The following is a 14,400-nucleotide window of genomic DNA, read 5'->3' as shown; positions in this document are numbered from 1 at the left end:
TCCAGGAACCGTTGGCCCTCACCGGGCGAAAAGCGAGCCTCACACGGTGTCGAACTCCGACTCCAATTCTTCGATCTCGTCCTTGCCCATGTCGACCAGTTCGAAGTCGGCGGCGGGTTTCCGCGCCGCGGGGACCTCGTCCGGCTCCTCCCCCAGTTCGACGAACGACGCGAGCCCCGCCGGGGTCCGGTACTCGAACACCTCCCGCGCGCCGAAGGTCATCCCCTCGCGCCGCGCCCGCGCCGCCAGTTGCATCGAGACGATCGAATCGCCGCCCAGCTCGAAGAAACTGTCGTCCGCGCCGACCCGCGCCAGCCCGAGCATCTCGGCGAACAGCTCGCACAGCAGCCGTTCGATCTCCGTGACCGGTTCCCGGCCGGCAATGTGCCCGCTGAAATCGGGTTCCGGCAACGCCTTCCGGTCGACCTTGCCGTTCGCGTTCACCGGCAGCGCGGCCAGCGCCATCACCACCGACGGCACCATGTACTCCGGCAGCAGCCCGGCGATCCGCTCCCGCAGCCGCACCGGATCCACCCCGGCGCCGGTCACGACGTACCCGATCAGCCGGCCGTCGCGGACCGCCACCACCGCCTGGTCGACGCCCGGCTGGTCCGCCAGTACCGCCTCGACCTCGCCCGGTTCCACGCGATAGCCGCGGATCTTGACCTGTGTGTCCGCCCGTCCGGCGAAGACCAGCTCGCCTTCGTCGTTCCAGTAGGCCAGGTCCCCGGTCCGGTACATGCGCTCGCCGGACGCGAACGGGTCGGCGACGAACCGTTCGGCCGTCAGCGCCGTCCGGCCGAGGTAGCCGTGTGCCACCCCGGCGCCCGCGATGTACAGGTCCCCCGCGACGCCCGGCGGCAGCGGCCGCAGGAAGACGTCCAGTACGTACAGCCGCCGTCCCGGATGCGGTTTGCCGATCGGCAGCGTCGTGCCCAGCTCGTCACCGGGCCGGATCACCTTCCACGACGCGCAGAACGTCGTTTCCGTCGGACCGTAAGTATGGAGCACCCGCAGGTCCGGGCACGCCTGCCGCACCCGCTCCACGGCACCGAGCGGCACCACGTCCCCGCCGGTCTGGAAGTACCTCAGCCCCGCGAAGCAGTCCGGCTTCTCCTGCACCAGCGCGCGGAACTGGCCGGCGGTGAAGTTCACCGAGGTGAGGCCTTCCGCCGCGTGGGCGGCGAGCCGGTCCGCGTCGATCACGCCGGGGCCGGCGAGGATCACCCGCGCCCCCGCCACGAGCGGCACCAGGACCTCGTACAACGCCGGGTCGAACGTGTGCGGCGCGTGCATCAGCACCGCGTCGCCGGGGTGCAGGTCCCACACCTTGTACCCCAGCAACGCCGCGACGCCGCCGTGCGAGACGGCCACGCCCTTCGGTGTCCCGGTCGACCCGGACGTGTACATCACGTACGCCAGATCGTTCGCCCCGACCGGTACCAGCGAAGCCTCACCGGAAACGCGATCATCGACGAGGATCCGCTGATATCCGGCCGGCGTCGCGGTCCCGGCCCGGCACACCACCGCGGCGGCCGAGGAATCCTCCAGCATGAACGCGACCCGCTCGGCCGGATAATCGGGATCGATCGGCACGTACACCGCCCCGGCCTTCCAGACCGCGAGCCAGGCCGCCAGCAGCTCGGCCGACCTTTCGACCACCACGCCGACACGGTCGCCGCGCCGCACGCCCCGGGCGGTCAGCACCGTGGCGAGTTTCCCGGACCATTCGTCGAGTTCCGCGAACGACCATTCCCGGTCCGCGGCCACGATCGCCGTCGCGTGCGGGGTCCGGTCCACCTGACGGCCGAACATCTCCACCGCCGACGCCGCGCCGACGATGTCGTCCGTCTCGTTCCAGCGCTCGACCACCAGCGCACGCCCGGCGGCGTCCAGTACGTCCAGCCTGCCGACCGGCGTTCCCGGCTCCGCGATGATCTGCTCCAGCACCAGCGTGAGCCCGTCCAGCGCCGCCTTGGCGACGGAGTCTTCGACGACGTCCGCGTGATACTGCAGTTCGATTTCGAGGCTTTCACCCGGCATGACACCCAGCGTGATCGCGTACGGCGTCGCCTGGTTGAAGTCCCGCAAGGTCAGGCTGAGCGCGGACGGCGAGTCGCTCGCCGGGTCGGCGTAGTTCTCGAAGACGACGATCGTGTCGAAACCCGCCTCGCCCAGCTTTTGGATCTCCGGCAGGCCGAGATGGTGGTGCGCCATCATCTCCGACTGCCGCCCCTGCAGCTCCGTGAGCATCCGCAAGACCGGCTGAGCCGCGTCCAACCGCACCCGCACCGGCACGGTGTTGATGAACAGGCCCACGGTCTGCTCCGCACCGGGCAGTTCCGCGGGCCGTCCGGAGACCACCGCGCCGAACACCACGTCCTGACGGCGGGAAAGCCTCGCCAGCACCAGCGACCACGCGCCCTGGACGAGCGTGTTGAACGTCAACCCGTTGCCACGAGCGAATTCGGCCAGCGCGGTGGTGAACTCCGGCGAATGACGGACCACTTCGCTCGACGGCAGCCCGTGCGCCTTCCCGGGGTTTTCCGGCAGCCCGAGCGCCGAGCCGTCGGCACCGTCCAGCTCCGTGCGCCAAGCCGCCTTGGCGGCCTCCTTGTCCTGCCTTCCCAGCCAGGCCAAGTAGTTCCCGTAGGAGCCCGGGGCACGCGCGACACCACCCGTCGCGTAGATCTCGAGGAGATCCGCCTCCATGATCGCCCGCGACCAGCCGTCGATGAGCAGATGATGGCTCGTGGTCACCAGGCAGTGCTTGTCCGGGCCGAGCCGGATCAGCATCAACCGCAGCAACGGCGGCCGCGTGAGGTCGAAGCGCGTGGAGCGTTCCTTCTCCGCGATCACGGTCGCCTCGGCCAGCGCGTCCTCTTCGGACAGATCGGACAGATCCCGTTCGGCCCACGGGAGTTTGACCTCCCGGGGGATGAGCTGGATCGTCTCGCCGTTCTTCCGCCGCTGGAAACTCGCCCGCAGCGCGGCATGCCTGGCGAGGACGAGCTCCCAGGACTTCCGGAACCGTTCCGTGTCCAGGGGTCCGTCGATGATCTGCGACTGCTGGATGAGATGGATGTCGGGTGCCTCGTCGTCCAACGAGGCGTGGTAGAGCATGCCCGCCTGCATCGGGGAGAGGGGCCAGACTTCGGCCAGTGCCGATCCAGTGTTCGTCGAAGTGTTCACGATGCCCGGCCTTCGCTGAGTTCCGCTGCCAATGCTTCGAAGCTCTCGATCTCGTCCTGGTCCAATTCGAGGAGACCGAAATCGGATGCGGTGTGCCCGCCCGCGGCGGGGTCTTCCGCTTGGGCGGCCAGCCCGGACAACACGGCCAGCAGTTCCTGGACGAGTCGTTCGATCCCGGCCTCGTCGAACACGCCGTCCGACCATTCGAGCATGATGATCAGTTCGGGCCCGTCCGGCAGGTCCTGGACGATCGCATTGACGTCCAACCCGTGCGGCAGCCGCATGTCCGCGTCGACGGAGCCGCCGATCTCGCCCGTCTGCTGCCAAGCCCGCACGTCGCCACCGTCACCGGCGGCGAACCGCCCGAGGTAGTTGAACCCGATCCGCGCCGACGGCAGCTCCGCCAGCGAGAGCGCGGTCTCGGCGTTGAGGTAGCGCAGCAAGCCGTACCCGAGCCCGTCGCCGGGCACCGCGCGCGACTGTTCCTTGACGACCTTCAGCAACGTCCCCGCCGCCGCGTCCCCGGCGAGCACCCCGGCCAGGTCGATCCCGGAGACGTCGAGGCGGACCGGATGCGTGCTGGTGAACCAGCCCACCGTCCTGGACAGATCCATGCCCTCGACGGGATGACGACCGTGGCCCTCGACGTCCACCAGCACCGAGTCCGTCTCGCTCCACCTCGCCACCGCTCCCGCGAGCCCGGCCAGCAGGACCTCGTGCACCCCGCAGTGGAATACCACCGGGGCCCGCCCGACCAGCACCGACGTCTCCGCCGAAGGCACCACCCACGACCGCGAGCGCACCTCGCCCACCACGGCCTGCTGGTTCCCGGTTCCGAGAATCGCCTGCCACGCGGGAAGTTCCGCGACCCGCTCGGCGGAGACGGCCCATTCCTCCAGCAGTCCCGCCCACCGCCGGAAGGACACCGCCACCGGCTCCAGTTCCGGTTTCCGGCCTGCGGCGACGGCTTCGCACGCGGCCTGCAGATCCGCCGCCAGGACCCGCCACGAAACCCCGTCGACCACGAGGTGATGCGCCACCACGATGATCCGGCCCACCCGCTCCGGTCCGGCGTCCAACCACACGGTTTGGACGACCACCCCGGCGGCGGGATCCAGGCGTCCGACGGCCTCCCGAGCGGCGGCGGTCTCGTCCAGCTCGCCTTCGACCTTCACCCGCGTGAAGGTCCCGGCCACACCGCGTTCGCCGACCACCAGCCGTCCGTCGACGATCCGTGCCCGCAGCATGTCGTGCGTGTCCAACACCGCCGTCAGGCCCGCGGTCAAGGTCTCTTCCGTCAGATCCGCAGGAGCACCCAGGACGATCCACTGCGCGAACCCCGGCGCCGCGACGCCGTCCCCGAACAGCCGCATCACCGGCGTCATCGCGACTTCACCGACACCATCGGCCGCCACGGCCGACTCCTGCTGGGGAACCAACGTCACCAGTTGCGCGAGCCGTTCGGGAGTCCGGTGCTCGAACACCTGCTTCGGCGTGAGCGAGATACCGTCACGACGCGCGCGGGACGCGACCTGCATGGACGAGATCGAATCCCCGCCCAGTTCGAAGAAACTGTCCTCGACGCCGACCCGCGCCAGCCCGAGCACCTCGGCGAAGACCTCGCACAGGATCCGTTCGGCCTCGTTCGCCGGTTCCCGGCCGACCGTCTTCGACGAGAAATCCGGTTCGGGCAACGCCTTCCGGTCGATCTTCCCGTGCGGTGTCAGTGGCAGGACGTCCAGCGCCATCACGGCCGCGGGCACCATGTACGCCGGCATCCGCTCGGCGAGTTCGGTCCGCAGCGCCTCCGGGTCGACGTCACCCGGCGACACGTAGGCCACCAGACGACCCTCGCGAACGGTCACCGTCGCTTGGGTGACGCGCGGGTTGTTGGACAGCGCGAACTCGATCTCGCGCGGCTCGACGCGGAACCCGCGGATCTTCACCTGGTCGTCGGCCCGGCCGGCGGACACAAGCTCGTCCTCGTCCGTCCAATAGGCGAGGTCACCCGTCCGGTACATCCGCTCACCGGCGACGAACGGATCGGCGACGAACCGCTCGGACGTCAGCGCCGCGCGGCCCAGATATCCCCGCGCCACCCCGATTCCGGCCAGGTACAGCTCACCGACGACGCCCCGCGGCAACGGGCGCAGGAACGCGTCCAGCAGATAGCCGCGGACACCGGCGATCGGCCCGCCGAACGGGATGATCTCGCCGTGCGGCGCCAGCGGCATGCTCACCGTCGCGCAGATCGTGGTCTCGGTCGGCCCGTAGGCGTTGAGCATCCGGCGGTCGGCGGAAAGCCGGTCCACCAGCCCGGGCGGACAGAGCTCGCCCGCCGCGGTCACCGTCCGCACCCCGGCCGGGAAGACGTCCACGGTGGCCAGCACGGACGGCGGCGCCTTCACATGCGTGACGTCCCAGCGCTCCAGTGTGTCGCTCAACGACGCCTGCGGCGGCAGATCCTCGTCCGGCGGCATCACCAGCGTCGCCCCGGAAAGCAACGCCATCATCACCTCGGACACGATGGTGTCGAAGCCGAGCGCCGCGAACTGCAGGACACGGGACGACGGCGTCACGGCGAGCCGTTCGATATGCGCCATCGCCAGGTTGCCCAGGCCCGAGTACGTGACGATGACGCCCTTCGGCGTCCCCGTCGAGCCCGACGTGTAGATCACGTACGCCGCGTCGCGCATCCCCACCTTCGGCAAACTCGCTTCCGGGGCCACCGCCAGGTCGAGTTCGTCGAGCACGACGATCCGGTCGGCGAAGTCCTCCGGTACCGCGTCGCGCGTCTTTCCCTGGCACACCACCAGCATCGGATCGGCGCTGCCGAAGATCAGCTTCACCCGCTCGGCCGGATACGCGGGATCCACCGGGACGAAGACGCCGCCCGCCAGCGAAACCCCGAGCATCCCGATGAGCCACCACGCGGACCGTCCGGCCACGAGCCCGACCCGTCGTTCGCGTTCGACCCCGCCCGCCCGCAGGACCGCGGCGAACCTCGTAGCGCGGTCCCACAGTTCCGCGTAGGTCAGGTCGCCTTCCCCGTCCGTGACCGCCACCGCGTCCGGCCGCTCGGCCGCCATCCGCCCGATCAGCTCCGGCAGCGGCACGTCGTCCAGCAACGCGGGTTCCCAGCGGGGCAACGGGATCTCGCCCATTCCGGTCCGCCCGACGAGGGCGGCCGGATCCTCGACGACGGCGCCGAGCGCGCCGGCGAACCAGTCCAGCAGGGAATCGGCGACGGCCTGGTCGATCTGCCCGCGCCAGTAGGCGAGCTGGATCCGGAACCCCTCGCCGGGGATCACCCCGACGGTCACCGGGTAGTGCGTCCCTTCGACCGTGCCCAGATACGAGAACTGGTCGGCGAAGTCCCGCGGGTAGTTCTCGAACACCAGCAGCGTGTCGAACATCGCGCCGGGTCCGGCCGTCTTCTGGATCTCCGTCAGTCCCAGGTGCTGATGCGGCATCAAGGCGACCTGGCGCCGCTGCAGGCCGGTGAGCATGTCCACTATGGACTGTGTGCCGTCCAGTGAGACCCGCACCGGGATCGTGTTCATCATCAGCCCCGGCATCGCCTCCACACCGGGAAGTTCGGCGGGACGGCAGGCGACCGTGGTGCCGAACACCACGTCGGTCCGCCGCGCGAGCCGCGCCAGCACCAGCGCCCACGCGCCCTGCACCACCGTCGCCAGCGTCAGGCCGTGGTCGCGGGCGAAATCGGTGAGCCGCGTGCAGAGCTCCGGCGCGAGATGGGTGACGCGGTAGTCGTAGTCCGTCGCCGCGTCCGATTTGGCGACCAGCGCGGGCACGTCGATGTCGGACAGCTCCGCCCGCCACGCCGTGCGCGCCGCTTCCTTGTCCTGCCTGTCCAACCACGCCAGGTAGTCGCGGTACGAGGCGGCGGTCCGCTCCGGGAATCCCCCGGCGGTGTAAGCCGCCGACACCTCGTTGAGGATCACCGCCACCGACCAGCCGTCGGTCAGGATGTGGTGATTGACCACGAGCAGCCGATGCCGGTCTTCACCGACCTTGATCAGGACGAGCCGGAACAGCGGCGCCTTGGCGAGATCGAACCGGTCCCGCTGCTCCGCCGCGGACAGCGCCTTGACGGCCTCCTCGACGTCCGTGCCGGAGAGATCGACCTCGCGCCACGGCAGGTCGACGTGGCCGGCGACGGCCTGCACCGCCTTGCCCGAAGCGAGCCGGTGGAAGGTCAGCCGGAGCTCGGGGTGCCGGGCGAAGACCGCCTCCCACACCGAACGCAGCCTGGCGACGTCCAGCTCGCCGGTCAGCTCCACGATCCACTGGGTCTGATAGATGTCGGGACCCTGGTCGTCGAGGGTCGTCTGGAAGAGCAGGCCCGCCTGGAGCGGCGCCAGCGGCCAGACCTCCACGGCGTCCGGGACCGCGGCCGCGAGTTCCGCTTCGTCTTCCGCGGTCAGCTCGATCAGCGGGCCGGTGACCTGCCGGTCGGCCGCCACGGCACCCGCGACGGCGGCCAGCCGCGCGGGGGTCTGCTCCCGGAAGATCTGCGAAGGCGTCACCAGCAGACCGGCCTTCGCCGCCCGGGCCGCCACGCGCACCGCGAGGATCGAATCCCCGCCCAGTGCGAAAAAGCCGTCGTCGACGCCCGCACCGGCCGAACCGGTCACTTCGGCGAACAGTCCACAAAGGACACGCTCGGTCTCGGTGACGGGTTCGCGTCCGCCCGCCTTCGCCGTGAAGTCGGGAGCGGGCAACGCCGCCCGGTCGACCTTGCCGTTACCGGTGAGCGGCAACGCGTCCACCGTCATCACCACGGCGGGGACCAGGTGGTCCGGCAGCACCGCGCCGAGCCGCTCGCGGACGAGGGCGGGATCGACGTCCGCCACGACGTACCCGATCAGCCGTCCGTCGATCGGCACCACGACGGCCTCGTGGACGTCCGGCTGGGCGGTCATCGCGGCCTCGACCTCGCCGGGTTCGACGCGGAACCCGCGGATCTTCACCTGGTCGTCCACGCGGCCCGCGAAGAGCAGCTCGCCGTCCGGTGTCCACTTCGCGAGGTCGCCGGTCCGGTACATCCTTTCGCCCGGCGCGAACGGATCCGCCACGAACCGCTCGGCCGTCAGCCCTGGCCGGGCGAGGTAGCCGTCGGCGAGACCGGCGCCGGACAGGTACAGCTCGCCGACCACGTCCGGCGCCACCGGCCGCAGCGAGTCGTCCAGCACCCAGGCCTGGCGGCCGGAAAGCGGACGCCCGATCGGCAGGACCGGAACCGGCTCGTCCTTCGGTTCGAGCACGTACCAGGTGGCGCACAGCGTCGTCTCGGTCGGTCCGTACAGATGCCGGATCCGCGCGCCCGGCGCGGCCTGCCGGACGCGGTCCACGGCGTGCGCGGGCACCAGGTCCCCACCGGTCAGGATCTCGCGCAAACCCGCGAACGATTCCGGCGCTTCCTCCGCCACCGCACGGAAACTGCCCGCGGTGAGATGTGCCCGTGTCACCCCGCCCGCGACCGCCTCCCGCAGGCGCCGGGCGTCCACCGGCCCCGGCTCGGCGATCACGACCCTGGCGCCCGACACCAGCGGGACCCAGATCTCGCACAGGGACGCGTCGAAGGAATGCGGCGCGTGCATGAGGACCGCGTCGTCGGGTTCCATCGCCCAGCCGGGATCCCCCACCAGTTCCGCGACGCTGGAATGCGGGACCGCCACGCCCTTCGGCTTGCCCGTCGACCCGGACGTGTACATCACGTACGCCAGGTCTTCCGGGCTCGCCTGGACGACCGCGGCCTCGCCCGCCTCGTCCGTGACGAGCACGGACTCGATCCCCGCCGGGACGCCGTCGCGGGTCGCGGCGGAGCACAGCATCAGGGACGCGCCCGAATCCTCGACCATGAACGCCACCCGCGGCGCGGGATACGTGGCGTCCACCGGCACGTAGGCCGCGCCCGCCTTCCAGACGGCGAGCAGCGCCACCAGCAGCTCCGCCGAGCGGTCCAGCATGACCGCGACCCGGCGGGCGCCGCGGGCGATCAGCCGCCCGGCCAGCCTGCCCGCGAGCTCGTCGAGCTCCCGGTAGGTGAGGATCCGGTCCCCGTCGGCCACGGCCACCGCGTCCGGTGCCCGGTCCACCTGCCGGGCGAAGAGGGCCGGCACCGTCGACGCGGCCTGCGCTGCGGAACTCATCGTCATCCTCCGTAGACCACGGTGTCCAGCGGTTCAGGCTCTTCGTCGAACTCGTCTTCCTCGGGCTCCGGCTTGGCCGCGTTGTTCTCCGGCCTGGCGAACTGCGTGTGATAGAGCTCCGAGTACAGCCCGCCCCGCGCCAGCAACTCGTCGTGCGTGCCGCGTTCACGGACCGTTCCGCCGTCGATCACGAGGATCTGGTCGGCCTCACGGATCGTGGACAACCGGTGCGCGATCACCAGCGACGTCCGGCTGCGCAGCGCGGTCTTGAGCGCCCGCTGGACGGCGGCCTCCGACTCGGAGTCCAGATGCGCGGTCGCCTCGTCGAGCACGACGACGGTGGGCGCCTTCAGCAGCAGCCGCGCGATGGCGAGCCGCTGCTTCTCCCCACCGGACATGCGGTAGCCGCGATCGCCGGTGACGGTGTCGAACCCGCGGGGCAGGGACTGGATCAGCTCCCAGATCTGCGCCCCCTTGCAGGCTTCGATCAGCTCGTCCTCGGTGGCCGTCGGGCGGGCGTAGAGCAGGTTCTCCCGGATCGTGTCGTGGAAGAGGTAGGCGTCCTGGCTGACCACGCCGACCGTCCCGCGGATCGAGTCGAAGGTGAGGTCGCGCAGATCGTGGCCGTCGAAGCGGACCGCTCCCGAATTCGGGTCGTACAGCCGCGACACCAGATGCGTGATGGTGCTCTTGCCGGCCCCGGACGGGCCGACGAGCGCGGTGAGCGTTCCGGCGGGGGCCTCGAAGCTGATGCCGCGCAGGACGTCCGCCGTGACGTCGCCGTGTTCCCGTTTGGTCCGCAGGTGTTCGAGCGACGCCAACGAGACCTCGTCCGCGGTGGGATAGCGGAACGCCACGTCGTCGAACTCGATACCCGGGGCGACGTCCTTTTCGAGCTCCTTCGCGTCCGGGCGTTCCTGGATCAGCGGCTTCAGATCGAGCAGCTCGAAGATCCGGGAGAAGCTCACCACGACGGTCTGCGCGGTCTCCTGCATCCCCGACAGCTGCGTGATCGGCCCGAACAGGCGCCCGAGCAGGGTGGCGATGGCGATGAGCGTCCCGAGCTGGAACGCACCGTCGATCACGAGCCCGCCGCCGACGCCGTAGACGACCGCCGTGGCGATCGAGGCCATCAGCGCCATCATGGCGAAGGACATCCGGGCCCAGATGGAGATGCTCACGCCGATCTTGCGGATCTTCCCGGCGCGCGTGCGGTAGTCGGCCATCTCCTCGTCCGGGCGGCCGAAGAGCTTGGAAAGCATCGCGCCCTGGACGTTGAACCGCTCGTGGAGCAGGCCGCCGAGACCGGCGTTCGTCTCCATCAACGTGCCCGTGCGCCGCTGGATGATCCGGCCCACCCAGATCCAGGGCACGACGAAAAGCGGCACCAGCACCAGCGTGACGAGCGCGACGAGCCAGGACAGGTAGAACAGTTCGGCCAGCACCAGCAGGACGGTGACCACGCTGGTGGCCGCCATCAGCAGATGCCCGAACGCCTGCTGCGCCATGATGAGCTCGGTGTGCAGCCTGCCGACCAGCACCCCGGTCTGGGTGCGGGTGAAGAACGCGATCGGCAGCCGCCGGACGTGATCCAGCGCCTGCACCCGGAGGTCGTAGGTGACGCCTTCCCCGATCTTCGCGGAGACGTACGCCGACATCAGCGACAACAACGCGCCCGCGACGGCCAGCCCGGCGGTCAGGACCGCCATCAGGATCACGACTCCGAAGTCGTTCTTGAGGATGCCGCCGTCGATGAGTTCCTTCATCAGCAACGGGGTCGCGATGACGACGAACGCCTCCATCGCGGCGATGAGGACGAAGAGCGCCACCTTGCCGACATGGGGACGGAAGTACGCGAGGACTCTGCGCACCGTCCCGGGGCGGACCCGGTTCGACCAGGGATCGGGGTCGTCATCGCTCTTGGGCGACGCCCCGAAGCGCAACATTACTTCCATTTGGGCATCCCTCTCACGCACGAAGTCGGCGAGCTCAATCGTGCTGAATCGTGTCGATGTCCACGAGTGGCCCCGGGAACACCGCGGTCTGTTCGTCCACAAAGGACCTACGTGTTCCGCCCCAGAGCACGCGAGTTCCGGCTCCAAACACGCATGGACGTGGCTGAATCACGATGACTTGCTACCCGATGGCCGGTATCCGGCCGTGGCCGTCCACGCCCCGGCGCAGCAGTTCCGTCAGATCGTCCAGGTCACCGGCCCGCAGCGCGGTGGCCGCCGCGGCGAGATCGGCCGCGATGCGGTCGAGCACCGCCGCCACCGGAACCGCGTTGCCGGAGAGAATCCTCCGCCACAGCAAAGGATTTCCGGCTGCGATCCGTGTGACGTCCCGTAACCCCTGCCCGGCGAGGCTCAAGGCGACGTCGTCGCCGGCGGCCAGGCTCGCCGCCACCGCCGAGGCGGCCACGTGCGGGGCGTGCGACACCAGCGCCACCGCCGAGTCGTGCTCGGCGGCACCGACGGTGACGACCTCGGCCCCGCACAGCGCCACCAGTTCGCGGGTCAGCCGCAGTGCCTCGGTTCCCGTTCCGGGGCCGGGGCACAGCGCCCAAGGGCGGCCGGCGAACAACCCCACCCGGGCGGCCGCCGGGCCGGAGCGCTCCCGGCCGGCGAGCGGATGCCCTGGTACGTAAGAGGTCATGTCGCAGCCGAGGCGCTCCGCGTCGGCGATCGGATCGACCTTGACGCTGGCCACGTCGGTGTACGCCCGCGCCGCGCCCTGCTTCTGGAGTTCGGCCAGCCGCTCGCCCACGAGCTGCGGCGGAACGGCGATCACCGCCAGATCCACTTCCTCACCGGTCCATTCGCGCCCGGCGCCGAGCTCCCGCGCCACCCGGACGGCTTGCGCGTCGATGTCGGAGAGATGAACCGCCACACCCTTTTCCTCAAGGGACAACGCGGCCGAAGTGCCGATCAGGCCGGTGCCGACGACAAGCGCCTTCTCGATGGTCACAGCTACTTCTTAGGCCGCACACCCGGTGATGTCGAGCGACGGGGCCTGGGCACCGCGCACGAGAAAAGGGGACTTTCGCCGCGTGGAGCGGAAAAGTCCCCTTCGCCCGGCCCGTGCCTACCCGATGCCCCCGGCGCTCATCGTGCCGCCAGATCGGTCGCCCGGTTCTCCAGATGATCCGCGAACCCCGCCCAGACCCGGGCGTGATCCCTGGCGAAACCGGCGACCACGCCGTAGAGATGCGGCGGGACACCGTGCAGGATCCGTTCCCATTCCTGCCCGTCCATGGAGTGCATGGCGAGCATGCGCAACAGGATCCGGCCGACCTCGCTCAGCCGCAGCGCCGGGTCGGCCTTGAGCCGCTCCAGCACGGTGAGCCGTTCCCGGTCCAGCGAATGACCGAGGTCGGTTTCGGTGAGGCTCAACGGATCCGGCTTGGTCCGCAGTCTCCTGCTCCCGTCCGGGGTCGGGCTCTCACCACGCTCCAGCCTGCCGCGCACGTCCCGCACCGTCTCCGGGGAGATGCCGACCTGCTTGGCGACCTGGCGGAGCGACAGACCGGGATCGTTGCGGATCAGGTCGGCGGCGAGTTTCCGCCGCTCCGAACTGTCCACTGGACGGATCCGCCCGTCCCGCCCGATCCTGGCGCCGCTGCCGCCTTCGCCGCCGCGTTTGCGCAGGTCCGCCACCGTGCCGGCGGAAATGCCGGTCGCCGACGCCACCCGCCGGTCGGACCACTGCGGATGCGTCCCGATGATCTGGACGGCCGCCCGTTTCCGATCCGCGAGCGAAAGCGGCAACCCGTGCCGGATGTTCGCTTCCACCGCGAGGACGAAGGCGTCGGACTCGGCGCCGTCGATGAACCTCGCGGAAATTTTCGTATCGCCCCTGACTCGTGCCGCCTTCAGCCGGTGCAGGCCATCGACCACCTGCATCGTCGGGCGGTGAACGAGAATGGGCGGAAGCTCCCACTCCGCCGACAACAGTGTCTCGACGTGCTCTGGATCCTCGCCCGAAGTCCGCGGCGAACAGGCAGAAGACAGTCTCGACAGCTCGATTTCGACGACAGGGAGAGCGGACAAGTCAACTCTCGTCGGATCCACCTAGCCCCCATTGAATCTGTTGATTCATCAACTATTTGGACACGCCACGAAAACCCCACCGTCCAACTGCCCGGCTTCGGCGGTTGGACACCATGAACCCGTCCGATGCCGGCCTCGGCCGTTGGACGGGATGTCCTCGACGGTGAGGATCCCTCAAGCGCCACGGGCGGAACCGCGTGCGAGCGGCCCGCCACAACGGTCTCCCAGTTGACCGTCCGGCGCGTATTCCGACGAACTACCGAAGCTGAACGGCATCCTCCCATCGCCCCGACGGCGATCTGCGAGACGAACACTGACGGAACCGCTGCCCGCTTCGTGCGAGGTCTCGGACATGTCCGATCTTACGGTTTCGGTTCAGAGGTTCGGCGAGTGAAGTCTTTGGTCTGCCTCGTGGTCGCGAGTCACCCGACGCGTCCCCCCTGTCCCCAGTAAAGCGCGCACACCATGTCAGCCCCAGCTGATGCGCACATGTGCAGCATGGCATGAACAATCCATGTCGGCAATTGACGAACAGTGTGATTTTCGTAGTGAAGGGAGCCGCCAAGATCAATATCCGAAACTCCGCATGCGGTATTGACTCGATTGGCGAACATAAGTAAAGCACCCGCGTAGACGCTTGTCCGGGCACTTCGGATTGGGCTGTTCGCAGGCTCCATTAGGCCGTTCGCGCGGCCCGACTTCTACTCGGAGGATCACCGCCTCCGTCGGTTCACGTTCCGTTCTTCGGCACTTGTTCACACGAACGGCCGAGCCCGCTTCCCACGGTCTGGTCGGCGTGGAACGCCGAGAGCAAAGTGAGGCCCGGCATGATGTAAAGCGGTCAGCCCCAGGCCATCCACACCGTCGTGGCAACCAGCAATTCATGGGATGAAATGGTGTTCAAGACCGGTTGGGCGGATACACCCCGAAAAGCACGAAGGCCCCCTTCCTCCGGCTGAGCCGGGGGAAGGGGGCCTTCACAT

General features: G+C 69.5%; 5 protein-coding genes. All 5 read right to left on the bottom strand.

Features of this window, described 5'->3' with window-relative positions; translation table 11 throughout:
• Positions 1-39 precede the first annotated feature (39 nt).
• On the bottom strand, positions 40-3,192 hold the full coding sequence (locus ED92_RS43515) for a non-ribosomal peptide synthetase (protein WP_081976012.1): 3,153 nt from the start codon (positions 3,190-3,192) through the stop codon (positions 40-42).
• Positions 3,189-9,368: a non-ribosomal peptide synthetase gene (locus ED92_RS35955; protein ID WP_081976011.1), complete on the bottom strand. Its 6,180-nt coding sequence runs from the start codon at positions 9,366-9,368 to the stop codon at positions 3,189-3,191. The genes ED92_RS43515 and ED92_RS35955 overlap by 4 nt, the downstream gene beginning before the upstream one ends.
• A gap of 2 nt (positions 9,369-9,370) precedes the next feature.
• Complete coding sequence (locus ED92_RS35950; protein ID WP_037346384.1) at positions 9,371-11,323, bottom strand: ABC transporter ATP-binding protein; 1,953 nt, start codon at positions 11,321-11,323, stop codon at positions 9,371-9,373.
• A gap of 181 nt (positions 11,324-11,504) precedes the next feature.
• Positions 11,505-12,335: a prephenate dehydrogenase gene (locus ED92_RS35945; RefSeq protein ID WP_037346382.1), complete on the bottom strand. Its 831-nt coding sequence runs from the start codon at positions 12,333-12,335 to the stop codon at positions 11,505-11,507.
• 137 nt (positions 12,336-12,472) lie between these two features.
• Complete coding sequence (locus tag ED92_RS35940; protein WP_037346381.1) at positions 12,473-13,270, bottom strand: helix-turn-helix domain-containing protein; 798 nt, start codon at positions 13,268-13,270, stop codon at positions 12,473-12,475.
• Positions 13,271-14,400: the final 1,130 nt, after the last annotated feature.

The organism is Amycolatopsis sp. MJM2582 (assembly GCF_000754115.1).
Taxonomy (GTDB): domain Bacteria; phylum Actinomycetota; class Actinomycetes; order Mycobacteriales; family Pseudonocardiaceae; genus Amycolatopsis; species Amycolatopsis japonica.
This window is presented reverse-complemented; position numbering and strand designations above follow the sequence as displayed.